This is a genomic window from Shinella sp. HY16, from assembly GCF_028534175.1.
In the GTDB taxonomy this organism is placed as follows: domain Bacteria; phylum Pseudomonadota; class Alphaproteobacteria; order Rhizobiales; family Rhizobiaceae; genus Shinella.
Map to the genome: position 1 here is coordinate 2,028,919 of NZ_JAHYXL010000001.1, position 22,841 is coordinate 2,051,759.

26 protein-coding genes are annotated in these 22,841 nt (G+C 64.9%); 7 read left to right on the forward strand and 19 right to left on the reverse strand.

Annotated features, from left to right (window positions below; genetic code table 11):
* Positions 1-50: 50 nt before the first annotated feature.
* The 4 genes from K0P03_RS10240 (at position 51) to K0P03_RS10255 (ending at position 2,496) form a co-directional block, all read left to right on the forward strand.
* Complete coding sequence (locus K0P03_RS10240) at positions 51-806, forward strand: helix-turn-helix domain-containing protein (protein ID WP_272789513.1); 756 nt, start codon at positions 51-53, stop codon at positions 804-806.
* A gap of 64 nt (positions 807-870) precedes the next feature.
* The gene (locus tag K0P03_RS10245; protein ID WP_272789514.1) at positions 871-1,287 is read left to right on the forward strand and encodes an SRPBCC family protein; all 417 of its coding nucleotides are present in this window, start codon (positions 871-873) and stop codon (positions 1,285-1,287) included.
* Positions 1,284-1,640: a VOC family protein gene (locus K0P03_RS10250; protein ID WP_023513309.1), complete on the forward strand. Its 357-nt coding sequence runs from the start codon at positions 1,284-1,286 to the stop codon at positions 1,638-1,640. Before K0P03_RS10245 ends, K0P03_RS10250 begins: the two co-directional genes overlap by 4 nt.
* A 118-nt stretch (positions 1,641-1,758) precedes the next feature.
* On the forward strand, positions 1,759-2,496 hold the full coding sequence (locus K0P03_RS10255) for a GGDEF domain-containing protein (protein ID WP_272789515.1): 738 nt from the start codon (positions 1,759-1,761) through the stop codon (positions 2,494-2,496).
* A gap of 79 nt (positions 2,497-2,575) precedes the next feature.
* On the opposite strand, the gene ccoP is transcribed toward K0P03_RS10255, so the two are convergent.
* Genes ccoP through ccoN form a run of 4 tightly spaced genes read right to left on the reverse strand, consistent with a single transcriptional unit; the run spans position 2,576 to position 5,970 of the window.
* Positions 2,576-3,439: a cytochrome-c oxidase, cbb3-type subunit III gene (gene ccoP / locus K0P03_RS10260; protein ID WP_023513311.1), complete on the reverse strand. Its 864-nt coding sequence runs from the start codon at positions 3,437-3,439 to the stop codon at positions 2,576-2,578.
* Between the two features lie 2 nt (positions 3,440-3,441).
* On the reverse strand, positions 3,442-3,594 hold the full coding sequence (locus tag K0P03_RS10265) for a CcoQ/FixQ family Cbb3-type cytochrome c oxidase assembly chaperone (RefSeq protein WP_023513312.1): 153 nt from the start codon (positions 3,592-3,594) through the stop codon (positions 3,442-3,444).
* An 11-nt stretch (positions 3,595-3,605) separates the two neighbouring features.
* On the reverse strand, positions 3,606-4,337 hold the full coding sequence (gene ccoO / locus K0P03_RS10270; RefSeq protein WP_023513313.1) for a cytochrome-c oxidase, cbb3-type subunit II: 732 nt from the start codon (positions 4,335-4,337) through the stop codon (positions 3,606-3,608).
* A 10-nt stretch (positions 4,338-4,347) separates the two neighbouring features.
* The gene (gene ccoN, locus K0P03_RS10275) at positions 4,348-5,970 is read right to left on the reverse strand and encodes a cytochrome-c oxidase, cbb3-type subunit I (protein WP_024270886.1); all 1,623 of its coding nucleotides are present in this window, start codon (positions 5,968-5,970) and stop codon (positions 4,348-4,350) included.
* 209 nt (positions 5,971-6,179) lie between these two features.
* Here ccoN and K0P03_RS10280 point away from each other — a divergent pair, with 209 nt between their 5' ends.
* The gene (locus K0P03_RS10280) at positions 6,180-6,662 is read left to right on the forward strand and encodes a hemerythrin domain-containing protein (protein ID WP_130515618.1); all 483 of its coding nucleotides are present in this window, start codon (positions 6,180-6,182) and stop codon (positions 6,660-6,662) included.
* A 4-nt stretch (positions 6,663-6,666) separates the two neighbouring features.
* Here K0P03_RS10280 and K0P03_RS10285 read toward each other — a convergent pair whose 3' ends face one another.
* The 8 genes from K0P03_RS10285 to hemN all read right to left on the reverse strand — a co-directional run bounded on the left by K0P03_RS10285 (position 6,667) and on the right by hemN (position 14,443).
* Complete coding sequence (locus K0P03_RS10285; protein ID WP_024270885.1) at positions 6,667-7,374, reverse strand: PAS domain-containing protein; 708 nt, start codon at positions 7,372-7,374, stop codon at positions 6,667-6,669.
* Positions 7,375-7,611: 237 nt separating this feature from the next.
* The gene (locus K0P03_RS10290; RefSeq protein WP_130515698.1) at positions 7,612-8,541 is read right to left on the reverse strand and encodes a lipid A biosynthesis lauroyl acyltransferase; all 930 of its coding nucleotides are present in this window, start codon (positions 8,539-8,541) and stop codon (positions 7,612-7,614) included.
* Between the two features lie 10 nt (positions 8,542-8,551).
* Positions 8,552-9,580 (reverse strand): zinc-binding dehydrogenase, encoded by a 1,029-nt coding sequence (locus tag K0P03_RS10295; protein ID WP_272789516.1) that lies wholly within the window; start codon positions 9,578-9,580, stop codon positions 8,552-8,554.
* 13 nt (positions 9,581-9,593) lie between these two features.
* Positions 9,594-10,880, reverse strand: coding sequence for a beta-ketoacyl-ACP synthase (locus tag K0P03_RS10300; protein WP_023515660.1), 1,287 nt, complete (start codon positions 10,878-10,880; stop codon positions 9,594-9,596).
* Between the two features lie 9 nt (positions 10,881-10,889).
* On the reverse strand, positions 10,890-12,089 hold the full coding sequence (locus K0P03_RS10305) for a beta-ketoacyl-ACP synthase (RefSeq protein WP_130515615.1): 1,200 nt from the start codon (positions 12,087-12,089) through the stop codon (positions 10,890-10,892).
* On the reverse strand, positions 12,086-12,568 hold the full coding sequence (locus tag K0P03_RS10310; RefSeq protein ID WP_023515662.1) for a 3-hydroxyacyl-ACP dehydratase FabZ family protein: 483 nt from the start codon (positions 12,566-12,568) through the stop codon (positions 12,086-12,088). The genes K0P03_RS10305 and K0P03_RS10310 overlap by 4 nt, the downstream gene beginning before the upstream one ends.
* Before the next feature lie 115 nt (positions 12,569-12,683).
* Positions 12,684-12,968, reverse strand: a complete 285-nt coding sequence (locus K0P03_RS10315; RefSeq protein WP_088016464.1) for an acyl carrier protein — start codon at positions 12,966-12,968, stop codon at positions 12,684-12,686.
* Positions 12,969-13,093: 125 nt separating this feature from the next.
* Entirely contained in the window at positions 13,094-14,443 is a 1,350-nt protein-coding gene (hemN, locus tag K0P03_RS10320; RefSeq protein WP_272789517.1) for an oxygen-independent coproporphyrinogen III oxidase, read from the reverse strand.
* A gap of 210 nt (positions 14,444-14,653) precedes the next feature.
* Between hemN and K0P03_RS10325 the strand changes: the two genes are divergently transcribed.
* The gene (locus K0P03_RS10325) at positions 14,654-15,379 is read left to right on the forward strand and encodes a Crp/Fnr family transcriptional regulator (RefSeq protein ID WP_023515613.1); all 726 of its coding nucleotides are present in this window, start codon (positions 14,654-14,656) and stop codon (positions 15,377-15,379) included.
* Between the two features lie 9 nt (positions 15,380-15,388).
* On the opposite strand, the gene K0P03_RS10330 is transcribed toward K0P03_RS10325, so the two are convergent.
* The 7 genes from K0P03_RS10330 to K0P03_RS10360 all read right to left on the reverse strand — a co-directional run bounded on the left by K0P03_RS10330 (position 15,389) and on the right by K0P03_RS10360 (position 21,849).
* The gene (locus K0P03_RS10330; protein WP_024270883.1) at positions 15,389-15,817 is read right to left on the reverse strand and encodes a L,D-transpeptidase; all 429 of its coding nucleotides are present in this window, start codon (positions 15,815-15,817) and stop codon (positions 15,389-15,391) included.
* Between the two features lie 152 nt (positions 15,818-15,969).
* Entirely contained in the window at positions 15,970-16,950 is a 981-nt protein-coding gene (cbiB, locus tag K0P03_RS10335; protein WP_272789518.1) for an adenosylcobinamide-phosphate synthase CbiB, read from the reverse strand.
* Positions 16,947-17,960: a threonine-phosphate decarboxylase CobD gene (cobD, locus tag K0P03_RS10340; RefSeq protein WP_272789519.1), complete on the reverse strand. Its 1,014-nt coding sequence runs from the start codon at positions 17,958-17,960 to the stop codon at positions 16,947-16,949. Before cobD ends, cbiB begins: the two co-directional genes overlap by 4 nt.
* Entirely contained in the window at positions 17,957-19,264 is a 1,308-nt protein-coding gene (locus K0P03_RS10345; RefSeq protein ID WP_272789520.1) for a cobyrinate a,c-diamide synthase, read from the reverse strand. The genes cobD and K0P03_RS10345 overlap by 4 nt, the downstream gene beginning before the upstream one ends.
* Positions 19,261-20,103: a uroporphyrinogen-III C-methyltransferase gene (gene cobA, locus K0P03_RS10350; RefSeq protein ID WP_023516630.1), complete on the reverse strand. Its 843-nt coding sequence runs from the start codon at positions 20,101-20,103 to the stop codon at positions 19,261-19,263. The genes K0P03_RS10345 and cobA overlap by 4 nt, the downstream gene beginning before the upstream one ends.
* Positions 20,103-20,579 carry a cobalamin biosynthesis protein gene (locus K0P03_RS10355; RefSeq protein ID WP_272789521.1) on the reverse strand — a complete coding sequence of 159 codons (477 nt, stop codon included), beginning with the start codon at positions 20,577-20,579 and terminating at the stop codon, positions 20,103-20,105. The genes cobA and K0P03_RS10355 overlap by 1 nt, the downstream gene beginning before the upstream one ends.
* 199 nt (positions 20,580-20,778) lie before the next feature.
* Positions 20,779-21,849, reverse strand: a complete 1,071-nt coding sequence (locus K0P03_RS10360) for a serine hydrolase domain-containing protein (RefSeq protein WP_272789522.1) — start codon at positions 21,847-21,849, stop codon at positions 20,779-20,781.
* 157 nt (positions 21,850-22,006) lie between these two features.
* On the opposite strand from K0P03_RS10360, the gene K0P03_RS10365 reads away from it, so the two are divergent.
* A complete protein-coding gene (locus tag K0P03_RS10365; protein WP_023516633.1) occupies positions 22,007-22,792 on the forward strand; it encodes a TSUP family transporter in 786 nt (261 codons plus the stop codon).
* Positions 22,793-22,841: the final 49 nt, after the last annotated feature.

Consider the following 22,841-nt stretch of genomic DNA (forward strand, 5'->3'; position numbering starts at 1 on the left):
AAGTTTTGGACATAGCAGGGCGTGGCGGGTTGCCGCACAGAGGACGGACAATGACGGGCACCATCCTGGCCAAGCGCTACGGCGACTACCGCGAATACGCACCTGCGGACGCGCTCTCGGCCGTCATTCGCTGCGCCTGGATGCATCGTGCGCCTGAAAACCCGCCGGCCGCACGCATTGCTGTCGTGCCGGATGGCTGCGTCGACCTGTTGTGGACGGAACAGGGTTTTCGCTTTGCCGGGCCTGATCGTACCGCCGCCTTTCCAAAACTCCGGCCGGGCGAGGCGATTCTCGGGTTGCGCCTGCGACCCGGCATCGCCCGCCACCTCTTGCGCTGCGACCTCGACGCGCTGACCGGCAAGGTCGTGCCCCTTGCAGACATCGGCCTGCACGGGTTGGTCACCCAGCACGAGCGCCTGCTTGCAACTTCTGGCCCCCGGCAGAGACTGCGGCTGCTCCAGGCGATTTTCGCCACCGGCATGGGAGAAATTCCCGACCTGCGGCCCGATGCAGCGGCCCTGTATGCACTGAGCGCTCGTCGGCCTCCGGAGGTCATCGCCGCCGAAATCGGCGTGACGACGCGCACGCTCCGGCGCATCAGCGCCGCCGAGTTCGGCTACGGGCCGAAGGCGTTGGCCCGTATCCTCAGATTGCAGAGCCTGCTCGACCGGGTCGCCGGGCCGGGCACCTCCCTCGCCGGCCTTGCCGCCGACACGGGCTTTGCCGACCAGGCGCACATGAACCGGGACGTGCTGGCATTGACCAGCCTAACGCCCGGCGAGATCCAGAGGCAGATGCGCGTCTGACATGTCCGTTTTGTTCAAGACTTCGGCAAGGGACCGCGTATCGTGGCGCCGAATGGAGAAACCGATGACCACCCTGCCCGCTCGTATCATCCACCGCACCATCCGGCGTGACTGGCGTGCGGTGCACGCCTTTGCCGCCCGGCCGGAAAACATGCCGCTCTGGGCCTCGGGCCTTGCCGCCGGGCTGACGCGCGACGGCGAAGACTGGATCGCCCACGGCGGGCCGATCGGCGATGTGCGGGTGCGCTTCGCCCCGCCGAACGATTTCGGCATCATCGACCATCGGGTGACGCTGCCGGACGGGCGGGTGGTGGACAATGCGCTGCGCGTCGCGCCGAACGGCGATGGCGCGGAGGTGATGTTCCTGTTGCTGCGGCAACCGGATATGGACGACGCAGCCTTCGAGCGGGACGCGGCCCATGTGGCGCGTGATCTCGAAACGCTGGCGAGACTGATGGAAGAAAAGGACGGACAGGAATGAGCACCAGAGGCGCAGATCGCAAGATCGACTACATCGAGTTCAACGTCGCGGATATCGCGGCAAGCAAGGCCTTCTACGGCGCGGCCTTCGGCTGGACCTTCACCGACTACGGCCCGCAGTACTGCGAGTTCCAGGACGGCCGCCTCACCGGCGGCTTCACGACGCTTGCCCCGGTCAGCGCCAAGGGCGGCCCGCTCGTCATCCTCTTTGCCGATGCGCTGGAAGAGGTGCTGGCACGGGTGACGGCGGCGGGCGGAGCGATCGTCAAGCCGATCTTCGACTTTCCCGGCGGCCGGCGCTTCCAGTTCACCGACCCCGACGGCTACGAGCTCGCGGTCTGGTCCGACCAGTGATTTGCCTGCCGTAACGTCAATGTGAACGGCCGAACGCCTTTTACCGAAGGTATTCAGGCTTTCTCAATAAGACGCTCCTAGTCAGGGCCCGCGATCAATACGGACGCGGGCTTTTTCCATGTACAAAATCCTCGGCAAGGCATTGGCGGTCGGCATTCTTTCGACGCTGGCATCCCTCGCCATCAGCTTCGCCTTCGTGCCGCTCATGGGCGGCCAGGTGGCGGGCGCCGGCCTCGTCATGACCATCGTCTGTCCGATCGCCATCTCCATTCCCGTCTCGATCCTGCATTTTTACCAGGCGGACCGGCTGCGCGCCGCCAATGCCGCCCTCGCCAGTGCAAAGGACCAGCTTGCTGAGGCCTATGCCCGCCTGAAACACCAGGCGCAGCGCGACGCGCTGACGGGCGTGCTCAACCGCGCGACCTTTCTGGCCGAACTTGAAGCCCGCAGCCGCAATGGCCGCTCCGGCGGCCTGCTCTTCCTCGACCTCGACCACTTCAAGTCCGTCAACGACCGCTTCGGCCACGCCGCGGGTGACGAGGCGCTGCGCCTCGTTGGGGCGCTTTTGGGCAAGCTTTCGGGGGAGGACGACCTCATCGGCCGGCTGGGCGGCGAGGAGTTCGCCGTCTTCCTCGACGCCGCCTCACCCGACCACATGCTGGGCCATTCGCAGACGATCCGCGAGGCGGTGGAGGCAATCGACCTCCGCGCGCCGTCAGGTATGCGCATCGCGCTCGGCATCAGCATCGGCGTCTTCCACTGCGCGCCGCGCTTCGATCCCGCCGAGGCGCTCGCCGCCTCCGATCGCAACCTCTACCGGGCAAAATCGATGGGCCGGAACACGGTCGTCGCCTGAAGGCTGTTCCGCCGGGCAAGCTCCTGACCAAAAAAAGGCCGCGGAAACCGCGGCCTTCGTCGTTTGGTGATCCTGGCGCCTACTCGCCGCCGCCCAGCGAGTGTACGAAGACGGCAAGCTGCTTGACGGACGGATCGCCGAGACGAGGAAGCCAGGCGGGCATGACACCATGTTTCGGCGCACGCACCTGCTGGGCGATGGCGGCCTCGCCCTCGCCCTTCAGCCAGATGGCGTCGGCAAGGTCGGGGGCGCCCATTTCACGGTTGCCCTTGGCGTCCTCACCGTGGCAGGCCGCGCAGTTGTCGGCGAAGATCTGCTTGCCGGGTTCCACGAGGCCGGCATCCGACGGCGTGCCCGTCAGGCTGACCACATAGGCCGCGACCTGCTTGATCTCCTCCGGCTGGAGGATTTCGCCATAGGCCGGCATGTCCGAGATGCGGGTCTCGTCGTCGCCCGGATGGCGGATGCCATGGGCGATCGTCTGGTAGATGTCGTCCACCGTGCCGCCCCAGACCCAGTCGTCGTCGTTGAGGTTGGGGAAACCCGCGGCACCGGCCGCGCCCGAACCATGGCACTGGGCGCAATTGACCTTGAAGGCCGAGGCGCCGCCGGCAATCGCAAACTGCGAGAGCTGCGGATCGGCCATGATCTCCTGCAGCGACGATTTCGCGATGCGGTCGACCATGCCGGCCTGCGCCTGTTTTGCCTCGGAAAGTTCGATGGCAACATTGGCGCGGCTCGACCAGCCGAGCATGCCGGTCGTGGCATCGGAGATCAGCGGCCAGGCCGGAAAGGCGATCGTATAGCCGATCGCCCAGACGATCGTCGCGTAGAACGACCAGACCCACCAGCGTGGCATCGGGTTGTTCAATTCACGGATGCCGTCCCATTCGTGGCCGGTGGTTTCGACGCCCGAGATTTCGTCAATATGCTTCTCGGCCATGATCAGTCCTCCTTGAGAGGGATTTCAGCGGCCCGTTCGGCAGCCTTGCGGGCGCCGGGGCGAAGGGTGAAGGCGACGACGGCGAGGAAGAACAGCGTCATGGCGAGCAGTCCCCAGCTGTCGGCGAAGTGCCGCATGGCGGTGTAGGTTTCCATGGGCTTCCTCCTCAGCGGTAGCCGCTGGCATCGTCATAGGTGGAGAAGTCCACCAGCGTGCCGAGCATCTGCAGATAGGCGACGAGCGCATCCATTTCGGTAAGCTTGGCCGGGTCGCCATCGAAATCGCCGAGCTTGGCCTTCGGATAACGGGCCTCGATGCCCGACGTGTCGGCATTCGGGTCGGCCTGCGCCTTGATGTCGGCCGCAGCGTTGGCGATCATCTCATCGCTGTAGGGCACGCCCACGGCGCGGTTGGCCTCGAGATGCATCGAGACGTTCTTCACCTCCAGCGGCGTTTCCTTGAGGAAGGAATAGCTCGGCATGACCGATTCCGGCACGACCGAGCGCGGCTCGATCAGGTGCTGGACGTGCCATTCGTTCGAATAGCGGTCGCCGACGCGGGCAAGGTCCGGGCCGGTACGCTTGGAACCCCACTGGAACGGATGGTCGTACATCGATTCCGCCGCCAGCGAATAATGCCCGTAGCGCTCCACCTCGTCGCGGAAGGGCCGGATCATCTGGCTGTGGCAGGTGTAACAGCCCTCGCGGACATAGATGTCCCGGCCGGCGAGCTCCAGCGGCGAATAAGGCCGCATGCCCTCCACCTTCTCGATGGTGTTTTCCAGGTAGAACAGCGGGGCGATCTCGACGATGCCGCCGATGGTGACCACGAAGAGCGAGCCGACGAGGAGAAGCGTCGCGTTGCGCTCGAGGATCGCGTGTTTGTCAAGAATGGACATCGGGTCCCTCCTATTCGGCCGGCTGCAGCTTCGGCGCGGCACCCGGGATCGGGGCCTCGTCGCGCTGGTAACCGAGGATTGTCATGGTCACGTTGTAGGCCATGATGAGTGCGCCCAGCAGGAACAGCCCGCCGCCGGCGGCACGCAGCACGTAGTAGGGGAACATGGCGGCGATCGTTTCGGCGAACGAGTAGACCAGGAAGCCCTGCTCGTCGTATTCGCGCCACATCAGGCCCTGCTGGATGCCGGCGACCCACATGACAGCGGCGTAGACGACGATGCCGAGGGTTGCCAGCCAGAAGTGCCAGTTGACCATGCGGATCGAGTAGAGCCGCTCGCGCTTCCACAGCTTCGGAACGAGGAAATAGATCGCGCCGAAGGTAATGAGACCGTTCCAGCCGAGCGCGCCCGAATGCACGTGGCCGATGGTCCAGTCCGTGTAGTGGCTGAGCGAGTTGACCGACTTGATCGACATCATCGGGCCTTCGAAGGTCGCCATGCCGTAGAAGGCGACGGCCATGACCATCATGCGCACGATCGGATCGGTGCGGATCTTGTCCCAGGCGCCCGAGAGCGTCATCAGGCCGTTGATCATGCCGCCCCAGGAGGGCATCCAGAGCATGATCGAGAAGACCATGCCGAGCGTCTGCGCCCAGTCCGGCAGCGCCGTATAGTGCAGGTGGTGCGGGCCGGCCCAGATATACATGAAGATCAGGGCCCAGAAGTGGATGATCGACAGGCGGTAGGAATAGACCGGACGGTTCACCTGCTTCGGGATGAAGTAGTACATCATGCCTAGGAAGCCGGCCGTCAGGAAGAAGCCCACGGCGTTGTGGCCGTACCACCACTGCGTCAGCGCATCCTGCACGCCGGAGAAGGCCGAGTAGCTCTTCACGCCGAGGAACGAGACCGGGACAGCCAGGTTGTTGACGATGTGCAGCATGGCTATCGTCACGATGAACGACAGGAAGAACCAGTTCGCCACATAGATATGCGGCTCCTTGCGCGTCATGATCGTGCCGAGGAAGGCGATCAGATAGGCGACCCAGACGATGGTGAGCCAGATATCGACATACCATTCCGGCTCGGCATATTCCCGGCTCTGCGTGATGCCGAGCAGGTAGCCGGTGGCGGCCATGACGATGAAGAGCTGGTACCCCCAGAACACGAACCAGCCGAGATTGCCGCCGAAGAGGCGGGCACGCGACGTGCGCTGCACCACGTAGAAGGAGGTCGCAATCAGCGCATTGCCACCAAAAGCGAAGACCACCGCGGATGTGTGCAGCGGGCGCGTGCGGCCGAAATTCAGCCAGGGCTCGATGTTGAGGTCGGGGAAGGCCAGCTGCAGCGCCACGACGACGCCAACCAGGAAGCCGACGACGCCCCAGAACACCGTCGCGATGACGCCGTACTTGACGACCTCGTCGAAGTAGCCCTCGTCGTCCTGCGAGGACTTGACCGCGACAGCCGGCGCGAAAGAGATGCGCCGGATCATGAAGAGCGTGCTGGCGAGCAGCACGAAGAAGAGAACCCACATGTGGGCCTCGAAGAACCTGTCCTGAGCAAAGGCTGCGCCGAGCAGCGCGATGAACGCCCCCACGGCCAGGACGATCGTTTCCGTTACATATTTCATCGTTGGCATCCCCCAACTCGTCAATTTCCCGCAAACACCGGTTCCCTCGCGGAATCGGCCCTTGCGCTCGACTGAGCCTTCGCAGATGCGGCCGGAAGCATCCTTGACATGGATCAAGGCGAAGCGCGGTTGCCAGCGGCATCAAGGGACAGGTTGACGCAGCCGCGCGTCGAAACGCTCGCGGCACTCTCGAACCGAGGGAACACGACATGACAGACTATACAGGGATCGCCCGGCTGCTTTCGGATACCCCGACGGACGCCGTTTCACTGGACTGGCTGAAAAAGGCCCATAGCGCGCAACTGACACTCTGCGAAGCGCTGGAGGATATCGCCGACAGCCTGCCGGCAAACGTCAACCGGCAGAAGTGCATGTATGCGGCCAAATCGCTGATGCCGCTGGTGAACGGCATCCACCGCTACGAGGAAGAGGCGGTGTTTCCGCTCCTGGAGCGTAAGGCCTCCGGCGACCGGGAGCTGATCGATTCCATTGCCCGGCTGAAGTTCGAGCATGTCGAGGACGAGTGCTTTGCGGAAGAGCTGACCGATACGCTGAACCGGCTCGGCAGCGGCGATGACACCGTGAACGCGGAAGCCGCGGGCTACATGCTCCGCGGCTTCTTCGAATCGATCCGGCGCCACATCGCCTTCGAGCAGCAGTTCATGCTGCGGGGCACCGGCCTTTCCTCCTGACCGCTCAGGCGGCGAGCGGCCCCTGCTGCGCCGTTTCCTGCAGAACCAGGATGGCGCCGAGCACATTACCCGCCGCCGACAGGCACGGCGTCATGCGGCAACGCGTGATCGCCTGCCCCCGGCGCGGGGAAACATAGTCGTATTCCACCACGTCCCCGGCAAAGCAGTGATCGAGATTGCGTTTCACACGGCTCTCGAAACGCTGCACGCCGATGAACTCCACGATATGCCGGCCGACGAGATCGATGGGCTTTTCGCTGAAGCACTCGGCATTGAGCGGATTGGAGTAGAGATAACGATAGTCCGTCGTGATGACGGCGACGCGGTCCGGAAGGCTGTCGAGAATCGCCTCGTTGAGCAGTCCATCCTCCACCACGCGCGGCGTGGAAACGGGACGCCCGGCTTCGAGCATCTCCACCCGGAACGGCGCGACACCCTCTTCCGTCCCGAAATACCGGTCCAGCAGCAGCTTGAAATGATGCGCCTGCCGGAGCACGCAGGCCTTGTCATCCGCCTCTTCCCGAAGGAGATCCACCACGAACTGGAATTGGGAGCGAAACTCGGAGGCGTCGCTCGCCTCCTTCTGCAACACGGCCGCCAGGGCCGGTTCGATTTCCCTGTCCAGCATGGAAACGAGCCGTTCGTTTCCGGTCTTCACCGCATGCTGGAGTTGTGAATACTTAAACCAGAACAACTCTACAAGAGCTTTCAATGCATGCTCCCCGAATTGCTGAAAATTACAGCAATTGCATCACTACACTATTTGAAATGTTCAGAAATGAGATACAGCTTTGATCGTTCCCCTCCAAATATGCTGCCCAAAGCGCTTACATTAGCAAAATGGTAACAGCGAACGAGAGGATGTCAAACCCCAAATTCGACGAAAGTCGAATATTTCGCGAAACTGAACGTGTTCAAAATCGCGATTGAAAGAAACAATAGTAAGCAGTCAAGTAATAAGGCCGCGCTTGATATTCCAGCGGTCATGATACCAGAGCCACTGGCCGGGATATTCCCGCACCCACTGCTCGACCTTGTCGTTCAGCATCTGTGCGGTCGCATCCACATCGACGGAGCCGTTTTCCCTGCGGGGAATGTGCATCGCCGGCTCCAGTTCCAGCCGGTAGCGGTTGCCCGGCAGGCGGATGCAGCGCGCGGGATAGACCTCGCAGTTGAACTGGCGCACGAGCTTGGCCAGCAGCGGGTTGGTCTGCACCTTCTGACCGAAGAATTCCGTGTGCAGACCCTTGTTGAACTTCTGGTCGACCAGCACGCCAACCGGACCGCCCGCTTCCAGCTTGCGGGCAAGCGTGAAGGACGAGCCGGCATGGGACGGCACGAGATCGCCCATGCGGGCGCGGCGGAATTCAAAAACCTTGTCGGCAACGTAAGGATTGTTCGGCGGGCGGAAGAGCACCGTCACGTCGAGGCCGAAGGAGGCACCGGCGACCGGCAGCAGCTCGAAATTGCCGGTATGGGCGGTGAAGACGATGAAGGGCCGCGGATTGTCGCGCAGGTCCACGAAAAGCGGAATGCCCGAGACCTCGATGCGGCCGGCCGTTTGACGCGCGGGATCGAAGTCGAAGAGACGGTCGAGGAAAACATATTCGGCCGCAAGCCGGCCCATGTTTCCCCAGGCGTCGAGCGCGATTTCAGAAATCTCGGCCTCGGGCTTCTCCGGAAAGGCATTGCGCAGATTGGTGAGCGTCAGCGTGTGGCGCTTCGTCTTCGGCCCGATCCAGCGCGCCACGCGATCGGCGAAATTGATCGCACCGTCTGCAGGCAGCAGCTTCAGGAGGCTGAGCAGGCCGAAGACGAGCTGCGCCACCGACCATTGCTTGAACTTCCTGAGCGCCAGGACGAGGCGTGTGACGATCATCCGCACGATATCAATCCAGCTTCAGGACGATCTTGCCGAAGATCTGGCGCGATTCCATGCGCTCCAGAGCCGTCGCGATACCGTCAAAGGTGACTTCCGTATCGATGACCGGATGGACGAGGCCGCGCGCCATCTTTTGCATGGCGTTCGCCATGTTCTCCATGCGGCAGCCGAAGGAGCCGAGCAGCTTCAATTGCTGCTGGAAGAGCATCATCAGGTTCAGGTCGGTCGAGACGCCTGAAGTGGAGCCGCAGGTGACGAGCCGCCCGCCGCGCTTCATGCAAAGCATGGAGCCGGCCCAGGTATCCTTGCCGACATGTTCGAAGACGACATCGACGCCCTTCTTCTTCGTCAGCTTGCGCACGACGCCCTCGAAACGGTCCTCGCGGTAATTGATGACATGATCCGCGCCGAGCGCCTTCGCCTTCTCGATCTTGTCGTCCGAACCGACGGTCGTGATGACGGTGCAGCCGATCTTCTTGGCAAGCTGGATCGCCGCCGTGCCGATGCCGGAGCCGCCGGCATGCACGAGGATCGTCTCGCCGGGCTCAAGCTTGGCATTGTCGAACAGCATGTGCTCGACGGTACCGAAAGTGACGGGGGCGAGCGCCGCCGCAACCGCATCGACACCGGGCGGAGCCGGCACGAGCAGGCGGGCGGGAAGGTTCACCTTCTCCTGAGCGAAGCCGTCCAGATGGAAGCCGTGTACGCCGCCGACATGTTCGCAGAGATTGTCGCGGCCTTCGCGGCAGGGCTTGCAGAGGCCGCAGGTGCGCGCGCCATAGATCGAGACGAGCTGGCCGGGCAGCACGTTGGAGACGCCCGGGCCGAGCGTTTCGACGACGCCGGCCGCTTCCGCGCCGATGACCAGCGGCATCTTGCGCTTGGCAAAGGCCATGCCGCGCCAGCCCCAGACGTCGATATGGTTGAGGGCAACGGCCTTGACGCGCAGCGTCACCTCGCCGGGGCCGGGAGCGTCCGGTTCCGGGATATCGGTGAGTTCAAGCTTGCGGTCGTCGAGAAGCTGGAGAGCGCGCATATCAAGATTCCTATCAGGCGGGTTCGGCCGTCATGACGAGGCTGGCGTTCTGGCCGCCGAAGCCGAAGGAGTTGGAGAGGACCGCGGAAACGCGCGCATCGCGCTTCACGTTCGGCACGACGTCGAGCACGATCGCCGGGTCGGGGTTCGTGTAGTTGATGGTCGGCGGCAGGGTCCCGGTCAGCATGGTCTGGATCGAGAACACCGCCTCGACCGCGCCGGCCGCCGTCAGCGTATGGCCGATCATCGACTTGTTGGAGGAGACCGGGATGTTCGCCAGCTTGTCGCCAAAGACCGTCGACATGGAGAGATACTCCATCTTGTCGTTTTCCGGCGTCGAGGTGCCGTGGGCATTGATATAGCCGATGCCGCTCTCGTCGATGCCGGCGTCTTCCAGCGCAGCACGGATCGTCGCGATGGCGGGGCCGCCATCCGGCGAGGAACGGGTGCGGTGGAAATGGTCCGCCTTCTCGCCGCACCCCTTGAGGATGCCGAGTACCTTCGCGCCGCGGGCAATGGCCGATTCCAGCGATTCCAGCACGAGCGTCGCCGCGCCCTCGGCGATGACGAAACCATCGCGGTCCTTGCTGAAGGGTTTTGAGGCCCTGGTCGGCGGGTCGTTCTGGGTGGAAAGCGCGGAGAGAAGCGCAAAGCGGATCAGCGCCTCGGCGGTCACCGAGCCGTCGGTGCCAACGGTCAATGCCCGGTCGGTGCGGCCCTGGCGGATCGCCTCGACGCCGAGCTGGATGGCGGTGGCGCCGGAGGCACAGGCGGTAGACAACGTGACGGGCAGCCCGCGCGTACCGAAACGATCCGCGAGCCGCTCGGAGATCGAGCCAAAGGCCCAGGCCTCATGCAGGGCAGGTTCGGCCTTCTCGCGCAAGGCCGAAAGGAAGCGGTCATAGGCATCGCCCGGACGCTCGGACGGCGGAGCGCGGTCGGCGAGCGCAAAACGGTCGCGCCAGTCCGGTTCGATCGGGGGAGCCGCGAGGAAGAGCGGACCGCCAAATTCGCCGGAAAGGCCGGCCTGTGCCAGTGCCTCGTCCGTCGTCTCGCGGGCATAGGCGTAGGAGCGCTCGACCGGATTTTCGACGGGCAGGTCGATGAAATCCACCGTGCCGGAAATGCGGGTGTTGAGCCCGTCCACCGGGAAGCGCGTGATGCCATGGATGCCGGACACCCCACCGACGAGCGCGGTCCAGTTGTCCTTGAGGCCCTGCCCCAGCGAGGTGATGACGCCCATTCCGGTGACGGCGACGATCGGGCGGCCGAGATGATCCCTGTAAGCGGCATTCGTCATGGCCGGCTCCTACTTCTCTGCGACAAGGATTGCGACGCCTTCGCCGCGGGCATGGCCGACCGTGGTGACGACGGCGCTTTTCGCCGCTGCGGTCATCACGGTCTCGGCCTTCGTATCGAACGGCGCGACCTTGACACCCGCGCCGAGCGTCAAGGCGGCAATGGCAAGGCCGAGCGGAAACTGCGCTTCCAGCGCCTGGCCGGTGACCGCGCTGAAGCCGCGCACCGGGCTGCCGGCAAAACGCGTGTCGAGCCAGGCCTTTTCACGCGCCGTCGGGCCGTGCTGGCCGGAAGCGCCGGAGAAGACCAAGGTCTCGGCACCGGCCGAAGCCCCGTCGGCCAAGCGCTCGAGGCGGGCTTCCAGCCGGCCCTCGTCCCGCGAGCCGCGATCGCCGCCGATGGCGTCGATGGTCGCATAGATGCGCGCACCGCGCGCCTCGGCGTGGGCACGCGATTCCAGAACGAGGAAGGCCGCGGCCGTGCCGGTGATGATGCCACCGCCAGCCGCTTCATCGCGCGACCAGAGCGGCGTCCAGCCGCCCGTCGCATGCGCCTGCATGGCCTCGTAGAGCATGATGACATCCTGCCGCTCGGCCACCAGCGCACTGCCGACGAGCGTATGCGTCGACTGGCCGGAGCGGATGCGGTGGAAAGCGGTCTCGATGGCGGAAATGCCAGCCGCCTCCTCGCCCATGAAGGTGCGGGAGGAACCGGTGACCTTGTGCACGATGGAGATATTGCCGGCGAGCAGGTTGGACAGCTGGGCAAGGAAGAGTGTCGGGCGCAGTTCGGTCGTCAGCTTCTCGTTGAGCAGATGCTCGCGGTCATTGCGCTTGAGGCCTTCGTCGACGATCAGCGAATCCACCGCGATGTCGCGCTCGCCGCCGCCGGCCGCAACGATCATATCCATCGTGCCGCAGGCATCCGCATCGTCCTTGAAACCGGCATCGTCGAGCGCGAGGCCGGCGGTGAAGACGCCGAGGCGCTGCCAGTTCTCCATCTGGCGCTGGTCGCCGCGCTTGGGGATCTGCTGGTTCCAGTCGATCTCGGGCATCGGATGCACCGGATAGGGCGCAAAACGCTCTGTCTCGATCTTCAGCGCCGGCGCGCTCGCGCCACCAAGGATTTCCACATGCGCCGCGGCGCCGACACCCTGGCAGGTGACGATGCCGACGCCCGTGATGACCACATCGTTGTTCGCCATGCTCATTTCCCTTCCGCAGACGCTTCGAGCGCCTCGAACAAACCCACCTCGACGGCGCGCTTGCGCACGATATCGGCGAGCGGCACCTCGGCAAACGGCATGGTGCGCAGCTTCAATTGCGCATCGCAGACTTTCTTGCCCGAGGACGTGATCTTCGCCTTGGTCACGGCATAACCCGACCCGTCATGCTCCAGTGCCGCCTCGATGTCGAGCACGGCATCCGGCTCGACGAAGGTGCGCATCTTCGCGCCGTCGACGGTCATCAGGAAGGGCATGGCGGCAAAATCCGTCGCAGCCAGCACGAGGAAGCCGGAGGCCTGCGCCATCGTCTCGATGAGCAGCACGCCCGGAACGAGCGGCATGCCGGGAAAATGGCCTTCAAAAACGGGGCTCTTCGCCGGCACGACCGAGCGGGCCTTCAACACGCGGCGCGCGCCGTCAACGGCCTCCACGCGATCGATCATCTGGAAATATTCGAGCAGCATCGGGATACCTCCGGCAGGTTCCGGAAATCGAAAGGCCTGCCGGAAACGGCAGGCCGTGCACCACAAGCACCGGGATCGTCAGGAACACGGCCGCAAACCGGCCGGCGCTGTTACCTCAGGCCTTGGCAGCCCGCAGTTCGTCGATCTTGGCGCAGAGGTTCTTCAGGACGAAATACTCTTCCGTCGCGACCTTGCCCTCGTTGACGTCCTGGGTCCACTGTTCCAGTGGGATCTTGATGCCGAATTCCTTGTCGATCGCAAAGACGATGTCGAGGAAGTCGAGGCTGTCGATGCCGAGATCGTCGATCGTGTGGCTGTCCGGCGTGATCGTCTCGCGATCGATCTCGCTCGTCTCAGCAATGATGTCGGCAACCTTGTCGAATGTAGCAGTCACGCCCATACCTCATGAATCTATAGTCGGGCGATCCTATATGGAAATAAGACGCAATTGCCAATGGGTTTGATGAGGGCCCTGCGCAGTCGGCGATGCTGTGTTGCGCAAACAGCATGGCCACGGGCCGCCGGTCAGACCGCGATGGAATGCCGCCCGCGTCCGCTCGCCAGATGCGCATCGAAGACCGCAGCGACGGTGCGGGCGAAGGGTCGCCCTGCCGCGGTGAGGACGAAACGGTCGCCGTCGATGCGGGCAAGCCCGTCCCGGTCGGCAGCGGCAAAACCGATCGCCTCGGCCCGGATGATGCCGGAGAAGGCGGGATGGCTTGCGGCAAGCGCCGTGAAGGAAAAGCCGAAATCGCACATGATCTTCTCGATCACGAAGGCGCGGGCGCGGTCCTCCCCGGTCAGCGCGTACCCGCGGACGGCGGCAAGGCCACCCTCCTCCACCCGGCGCAGGTATTCGCCCGTCGCCGGCATGTTCTGCACGTAACCTTCGGGAAGCTGGCCGATCGACGATGCACCGAGCCCGACCAGCGCGTCCGCCTGGTCGTCGGTATAGCCCTGGAAATTGCGCCGGAGCGTGCCCTGCCGCGCCGCCACGGCGAGCCCGTCGGCGGGAAGCGCGAAATGATCGATGCCGATCGCCTCATAGCCGGCCGAGACCAGCATGTCGGCCGCAAGCGCCATCTGCTCGAACCGCGCGACCACGCCCGGCAGCACCGCCGCGTCGATCATCGTCTGGTGCTTCTTCATCCATGGCACATGGGCATAGCCGAAGAGCGCGATACGGTCGGGCGCAAGCGACAGGACCGCGCGAACCGTCTCGGCCAGCGTCTCCAGCGTCTGGTGCGGCAGGCCGTAGAGGATGTCGCAATTGACCGAGCGCACGTTCCGCGCCCGTGCGGCCTCCACCACGCCGCGGGTCTGCTCGAAGGTCTGGATGCGGTTGATCGCCTTCTGCACCGTGGGGTCGAAATCCTGGATGCCGAGGCTGGCGCGGGTCATGCCGATATCGGCCAGCGCATCGTGCCTGGCGTCATCGAGATCGTTCGGATCCATCTCTACGGAGATTTCCGCATCCGTCACGAAGGAAAAACTCGCCTCCAGACAGGTCTTCAGCGTCCGCATGTCATCCGGCCGCAGGAGGGTCGGCGAACCGCCGCCGAAATGCAGCGCCGTGACGGGGACCTCCCGTGACACGCGTCCTCCGATGGCGGCAATCTCCGCATGCAGCCCCTTGAGGTAGGCTTCGACGGGTTCATAGCGCAGCGTCTGCTTGGTGTGGCAGGCGCAGAACCAGCACAGCCGGTCGCAATAGGGAATGTGGGCGTAGAGCGAGAGGCGATTCTCCGCCGTAAGGCGCCCCAGCCACCCGGCATAGACGTCCGGTCCGATGCTTTCGTCGAAATGCGGCGCGGTCGGATAGCTCGTATAGCGGGGAACCGGCGACGAAAGGCGTTCTACGAGGGTGTGCTGCATGGTCATCTCCTTGCTCACATAGCAAATAAACACGAAATGGCCGTCGCCATTTGATTTTGATCAAGTGAAAGCCGGAATGAGTGCGCTAGGATTTGACAATAGTCAGGAAGCGCTATTTTGCCGCTAGGCGGCACGCTTTATGTTCAGAACCACGTGCGGTAGCACGGCATTATTGCGCCGCAGCACCCGCCGGGCGAAAGGAAAGCCGATATGGAAATTCGCCGCCAAGATATCCATAACTCCGATATTCCGGTCGTATGTCGCGCCTGCGAGGCCCGCCATGGCGGCGTGTGCGGCGCGCTGACCTCCGAGCAGCTTTCCGAACTCAACAAGCACTCGTTCCGCAACCGCCTGGACACCGGCGCCGAAGTCATCGGCCAGGGCGAGACGGTGGTGAACTATTCCAACATCATGCGCGGCGTCGTGAAGCTGACCAAGGTCATGGCGGACGGCCGCCAGCAGATCGTCGGCCTGCAATTCGCCCCCGATTTCCTCGGCCGGCCCTTCCTTGAGGAAAGCGCCATCACCGCGGAAGCGGCGACGGAAAGCGAAGTGTGCAACTTCCCCCGCCATGTGCTCGACCGTCTCGTCAAGAAGACGCCGGAACTGGAACACAAGCTGCACCGGCAGGCGCTGAAGGAACTGGACGAAGCCCGCGACTGGATGCTGACCCTCGGCCGCAAGACGGCGCAGGAGAAGGTGGCAAGCTTCCTCTACCTCATCGCCACCCATATCGACCCGGAATGCGTCGACATGTCGACCTTCGACCTGCCGCTCTCACGCGCCGACATCGCCGATTTCCTCGGGCTGACGATCGAGACCGTCAGCCGGCAGTTCACCAAGCTGCGCAAGGAAAACGTCATCCGCATCGAGAACAACCGCCATGTCACCGTTCCCGACATGGACCGGTTGATGCGCTACGCCGGCAACGATTGAGCAAAATGCTCAACGCGTGATGACGATGCGTGTGTTGGACAGCCCGTGGCGATTGGCCATCTGGAAGAAGGTCGCCGCATTGTTCGGGTGGAGGCGTACACAACCATGCGACGCGGGACGACCGAGGCGCTTCGTCTCGTAGGTCGCATGAACTGCATATCCGCCCTTGAAGAAGATCGCATAGGGCATCGGCGCATTGTTGTACTTGCGCGAGCGATGGTTGCGCGAGGCCCACTTCGCCGACCAGGCTCCCGTCGGCGTGCCGTACCCCTTGCGGCCGGTCGAGACGCGCCAGCGATACTTCACCGCGCCGTTCTGAGTAACGACCATGGTCTGCGAAGAAAGACTGATCTGGGCGATAAGGTTGGCAGACAGAGCGGTCTGGGTCTGGAACAATACAAGAAGGAATGCGACTGCGGTCGCAAACAAGATACGCATGACTTCCCCTCTATTCGATTGCGCACGGCTTCCACGCCATGTCTCACAGCGAGACAGAATATAGACGTTTCAGACTTCCACAATATTGACGGGGGTGACGAAAAGAAAACGAAGTTAAGGCGTAAAATTTTATCAAACGCTGTGCAGCGCGCTCACAGCAAAGCGACAAGAAGCATCGCCAGCAATACAGCAGCAGCGAGTGCGGCGCAGGCGCCGGAGAATATCCGCAGGGACAGATCGATATCGGCGACTGTCGCCACGGTGCGCCCGCTGGCATTCATCATCGGTTCGTCGACGCGTGTGCCGCCATAGATGCGCGGGCCGGCAAGGCCGATGCCGAGCGCCCCGGCCATGGCCGCTTCCGGCCAGCCGGAATTCGGCGAGCGATGGAGGCCGGCGTCGCGCAGCGCCGTGCCGACCGCATGGCGCGCCGCCGCCCTGCCCTTCACCGCCCAGGCACCCACAGCGATAAGGAAGATGGAGAACCGTGCGGCGGGCCAGTTGGCGAAATCGTCCAGCCGGGCGGAAGCCCTGCCGAAATCGAGGTATTTCGCGTTCTTGTGGCCGATCATCGAATCGGCGGTGTTCAGCATCTTGTAGGCGAACAGGCCCGGCAGGCCGAGAAGCGCATACCAGAGCGCCGGAGCGACGACGCCATCGGAAAAATTCTCCGCCAGGCTTTCGATGCCGGCACGGCAGATGGCCGGCTCGTCGAGCGTCGCCGGGTCGCGGCCGACGATCATCGACACGGCCTGCCGCCCGCCCGCAAGACCGTCGCGCTTCAGGCCGCTGGAGACGGCACGCACATGATCGTAAAGGCTCTTCTGCGCCAGGAAGATCGCGATGATGATGATTTCGACGAGAGCACCGAGAATGCCGAGCGGTGCGAGCAGCCGGTGCACCACGAAACCGGAAAGCGCACTGGCGGCAAGCAGCACCGCGATACAGACGGCACCGTTGAAGCGCTTGGTGTCCGCCGAGAGGCGCTTGCCGTTGAAGAGCTTGTCCATCAGCCCGATCGCCCAGCCGAACAGCACGACCGGGTGCGGCACGCGCCGCCACAGCCAGTCCGGATCGCCGACGACGCGGTCGAGCAACAGCGCCAGCAGAAGCAGGAGAAGCGTTTCGCTCATCGTCCGGCCATCACCGCCGCCAGCACCGCCGCCAGCCGGGCATCCGAGGCCGCATCAGGCGCAAGACCGAAGCGCAGCCAGCGCGGATTGTAGTCGAAGGGGCGCACGAGGATGTGCTGGCGGCAGAGCCCTTCCTGGAGGCCCGCCGCATCCATATGGTCGACCAGCGAGAACAGGCCGGTGCCGCCGACAACAGAAAGGCCCGCATCGGCAAGGACCGCATCAAGCGCGGCCTTGCGCGCCTCGATTGACCGGCGAATGGCGGCCGTATCGGCGGTCATCAGGCCGGTGGCGATGGTGAGTGCCGGGCCCGACACGGCCCAGGGACCTAGACCGTCCTCGATCCGCTCGACGATCGACGTTTCACCGATCACGAAACCAAGGCGCAGGCCAGCAAGGCCGAAGAACTTGCCGAAGGACCGGAAGACGAGAAGGCCCGGCATGCCATCGCCGGCGAGCGGCGCGACGGCGGCTTCGGGACGCATGTCGGCGAAAGCCTCATCGACGACAAGAAGGCCGCCGCGGCCGGCGATGCGCCGGTGAAGGTCGAGCAACGCGTCGCGCGAAAACAGCCGGCCGTCCGGATTGTTCGGATTGACGACGACGACCAGGCCATGGGCATCGCTCACCGCATCAAGGCCGGCGACGCGGTCCACCGCCACGCCGGCATTTTCCAGCACGCGGGCATATTCGCCATAGGTCGGCGAGATGACGGCGGCACGCCGGCCGGCAGCGACGAACCGCGGCAGCAGCTGGATGACGGACTGCGTTCCCGGCACAGGAAAGGGCAGCGCGCCCGATGCGCCATAATAGCGGGCGGCGGCGGCACGGGTCGCGTCCTGGCGGTGGCGATCCGGCAACCGGTGCCAGGCGGCAACATCCACTTCGGGCAGGGTTGCGGGATTGGGGTTGATACCGGTCGAAAGATCCAGCCAGTCCTCCGGCCGGCCGCCGAAACGCCCGGCGGCAGCGGCGATACCGCCGCCATGAACGATACGCGGCGCGGTCATGCCGCCTCCGGTGCGAGATCGATGAGGTGCATATAGGAGCCACTGACGCTTCCGCGACGCAGGCCCGCCTCGCCGAGATCCTCGCCGATCGCGTCCGTGACGGAAAAGAGGCGCTCCGCCGCACCTTCGCTGGCGACGGTCGAGTAATGGAATTCGTGGGCGGTCATCGGTGCTGAAAATCCCGAGCCGGCAAGCGGCACCACGCGGCGGTAGCCGAGATGACGCCGACGTTCGGCAAAGCTGGTGACGAGCGGCAGGAGGCCGAGCATGCCATAGCGGGATCCGTCCGCCGCAACCAGAGCCTCCCCCAACGCCATGTAGCCCCCGCATTCGCCATAGATGCGCGCCCCCCGGCGCGCTGCCGCCTGCATGCCTAGACGGAAGACATCCGCATTGGCAAGAGCAGCCCCGTGCAGTTCCGGGTAACCGCCGGGCAGATAGACGGCATCCGCGTCAACCGCCGGCGCTTCGTCAGCCAGCGGTGAAAAGGAGGAAAGGCTCGCTCCCGCCATGCGCCAGCCCATCAGGAGGTGCTCGTAGGTGAAGGCGAAGGCGACGTCGCGGGCGATCGCAATGCGCTGGCCGAGCGGCGGCAAGCGTGGCACGGCCGTCTCCGGCCACCCCCTTTCCTGCCGTGCGGCAACCGCAATCAGACGCTCCAGATTGCAGCACCGCGTCACCACCGTGGCCGCATGGGCAATGAAATTCTCCAGCATGCCATGCTCGCCGGCCTGCACGAGGCCGAGATGCCGCTCCGGCAAGGCAAGAAGCGGATCACGCTCCAGCACGCCGAAGATCTCGATGCCACTGGCCTCCAGCGCGCCGCGCAGCATGGCCTCGTGCCGCAAACTGCCAACCTTGTTGAGGATGACACCGACAAGGTGGATATCGCTGCGATAATCGCGATAGCCCCTCACCAGCGCGGCGACGGACTGGGACATGCGGCTGCAATCGACGACGAGCACGACAGGCAGGCCAAGTGTCGCCGCAAGGTCTGCCGGTGCGCCGGTGCCGTCGGCCGCGGCGTCGAAAAGGCCCATCATCGCCTCGACGAGCAGGAAATCCCCTGCACCGGCCTGCTCGGCGGCATTGGCGCGGATGAGGCCCGGCCGCATCGCCCAGGGATCGTAGTTGAGACAGGCCTTGCGGCTGGCGGCGGCGTGAAAAGCCGGATCGATGTAATCCGGCCCCGCCTTGCCGGAAACGAGGCCAAGGCCCGCATCGGCAAGGGCACGCGCGAGCCCCAGCGTCACCGTCGTCTTGCCGGAGCCGGACGCGGGCGCAGCAATGAGCAATCCGCTCATGCCGGGTCCTTCAGTCCACGGGAGCCGAACGGATCGGGCGCCAGAACGCGCCCCTCCGTCAGCGCACCGAGCCAGTCGAGCGAGGCGCGCAGGCGCACCACCTCGCCGACGACGACAATGGCCGGCGGCTCAAGACCGGCCGCTGTGACATCGACCTCCGCGCGCGCAAGCGTCGTCTCCAGCACCTGCTGCTGGGCGGTCGCGGCATTGCAGACGAAGGCGACGGGTTCGTCCGGCGCGCGGCCTGCGGCGATGAGATTGGCGGCGATCTGGCCGATATGCTTCATCGCCATGTACATGACGATGACCGGCGAGCCCTTGGCGATGCCCTCCCAGTTGATGCGGTCCGGCACGAGGCCGGAAGAATCATGGCCGGTGAGGAATGTGACGGCGTGGTTGACCTCGCGGTGCGTTACCGGAATGCCCGCATAGGCAAGGCCGCCGATGCCGGCCGTGATGCCCGGCACGATGCGGAAGGGAACGCCGTGTTCGATGAGGGTCAGCGCCTCCTCGCCGCCGCGGCCGAAGACGAAGGGATCGCCCCCCTTCAGCCGCAGCACGCGATTGCCGGCGCGCGCCAGCTCCACGAGCCGCAGCGAAATGTCCCGCTGCTTGTGCGAGGGCTTGCCGCCGCGCTTGCCGGCAAATTCCAGTACGGCGCCCGGCCGGGCGAGCGACAGGCACTCGGCATTGACCAGCGCGTCATGCACGATGACATCCGCCTGCTGGAGCGCGTTGGCGGCATGCAGGGTCAGAAGGCCAGGATCGCCAGGGCCGGCACCGACGAGCCAGACACTGCCCTTTTCCATGGGCGGGAGGGCGGCGAAGAGGGTTTGCATCAGGCGGGTTCCCGACTTGAATCAGAATGCGAAGGCGCGGACTCAATCCCGAAGGAAAGCGCCGCAAGCGACTGGAAAGATTCGGCGATCGCCACGGTGGCATGGGCCGATTTCGTCTTCTCCACGACGAGCCTGCCGCTGCCGCCGGCCAGCGCCAGCGCCGCCGCCTCCGCAACGCCGTGGCAGCCGGTGATGGCGAAAACACGCTCCGAGGGATTGGCAAGACGGGCTGTCTCCGCTTCCAGCCGGGCCGCCGGAAAAGTGACGAGCGGAACGGCATAATGCCGGGCGACGGCATGCATGGCCGGTTCCTCCGCGCGGGCATCCAGCGTCGCGACGAAGGCGACATCATCGGGGATAGGGATGACGGACAGGGCAAGATCGAGGAGTTCCGCCGGCGGCGTACCGCGTTCGCAGCCGAGGCCGAGGACGAGCATACGTCGTCCGGTATCAGGAGATGGGGCCTCAGCGCGCATGACGGTCTCTCGCAAAATTCCACGCGAAAGGACCCGGCCTTGCCGTCCACCGACAGTTCCGGATGAAGCCCCTCTGGGTCAGCCGCACCGGACACCGCTCGGCCCGCCCCGCGGGCACCGTCGCTGGTTTCTTAGTACCGGAGGGCGGGAAGCCGGTCAAACCGGATTGCGGCATGATCCGCACCGGTTGCGCCACGCCTCATGCAGAGACGAGATTGGCGAGCACGATCTCCCGCCACAGGCGTGTCGGCGACACCCAGGCGTCCGGCGCATTGTAGTTGCCGGAAAAGATGACGCAGGCAAGATCCGCCTCCGGCATCAGCCAGAGCCGCTGGCCGCCATTGCCGAAACCGGCCATCCACGGCCGCTCCGCGCCGAAGGCCGGCACCGGTGCCGCGCCGAGAAACCAGAAGTGGCCGTAGTCGAGCCCGTCGTCAGTCGAAACGGCCCGCGCCAGCGACACGTCGAGCCAGCCTTTCGACACGACCTGCCGCCCGTCGATACGCCCGCCCTCCAATACGAGGCGGCCGATGCGCAGAAGATCCGGCGCGGAAAGGCGAAGGCCGGAGGCCGGCGAAGCGACGCCGTCCGCCCCGCTCAGCCACTCGAACCGTGAAATGCCGAGCGGCGCAAACAACGCCTCTCGGGCGAAATCCTCAATCCGCTGGCCGCTGCCCCGCTCGATGATCGCCCCAACCAGCGCGGTTGCCCCGCCGGAATAGACCCAGTGCGTGCCGGGCGCCTGCAGCACTGCCCGCTCCAGTACGAAGCGATAGCGATCCGGGGCGTTCTCCATGGCGATCTCGCTGTTCAGCGGATCGGCGTAGGAGCGGTACTCGTCCCAGTCCAGCCCCAGCGTCATGGTCAGCGCATGACCGATCGTCAGGCCCGCGCGGGCCGGGTCCGCGGCAAGATCCGGATAGTCCGGAAACTGCGCCAGAAGCGGCGCCTGCGGCGGGGGGACGAGACCCCGGTCGAGCGCGATGCCGTAGAGCAGCCCCACCACGCTCTTCGTCACCGACCGCAGATCGTGCAGCGTTGTGGCATCGAAGGCGACCGTGCCAAGTGGCATGCCCCAGCTTTCGTCGACCGCGGTGCGATAGTGCTCCAGCACCAGCTTGCCGCGCCGGCTGACCAGCACCGCATGCACGTCGCGGATGAGGCCGGCTTCGATACCGGCGAGCAGCTTGCGTTCGAGGCGCGGATCGAAGCCCTGCTCCGCGGCGGACGCCCGCTCCCATTCGCTGCCCGTGTCCAGACCCTTGCTCATCCTCACCTCTCCTCGTGGTGCCATTAAGCCTGTTTGACCCGTCTTGCATGGCCGGCGCAAGCGCCTTCCCGGCTTGCGGGCACCCTGGGCTTTGCTTTTGCGGCGCAGTCTGACAGAAGTGCGGAAAATCCTCTCCTCGCATAGTCCGAGTCCCGCCTTGGCCGACATCGCCCTTCATATCCTCGTCTTCCTGTTCTTCGCTGCTTTCCTTGCCGGTTTCATCGATTCCATCGCCGGTGGCGGCGGCATGATCACCATTCCGGCCATGCTGATCGCCGGCATACCGCCGCTCGAAACGCTCGGCACGAACAAGCTGCAATCCCTCTTCGGCTCCGGCTCGGCGACGCTCGCCTATGCCCGCGCCGGCCATGTCCGGCTTCGCGAGCAGATGCCGATGGCCGTGGTCTCGGCGGTGGGATCGGCCTTCGGCGCCCTGCTCGCCACCGTGGTGCCCGGCGACGTGCTGAAGGCGATCCTGCCCTTCCTGCTGGTGGCCATCGCCGTCTATTTCGGGCTGAAGCCGAATATCGGCGATGTCGACAAGCACCGCCGCATGAGCGTTTTCCTGTTCACCGCCACCATCGTGCCGGCGATCGGCTTCTACGACGGCGTGTTCGGCCCGGGCACCGGATCGTTCTTCATGCTGGCCTTCGTGACGCTGGCGGGTTTTGGCGTGCTGAAGGCGACGGCGCACACCAAGCTCCTGAATTTCGGCTCGAATGTCGGCGCCTTCGCCGTGTTCCTCGCCTATGGCGTTGTCCTGTGGAAGGTCGGCCTCGTGATGGGCGTCGGACAGTTCCTCGGCGCGCAGGCGGGCTCGCGCGTCGCGATGAGGGTCGGCGCGAAGATCATCAAGCCGCTGCTCGTCGTCACCTCGATTGCGCTTGCCATCCGCCTGATGGCCGATCCCAGCCATCCGCTCCGCGTCTGGCTGGGTTGGTAAGAGGCGCGGGGCCCCTCACCTGCCCGCCGGCATCCTCTCCCCGCAAGCA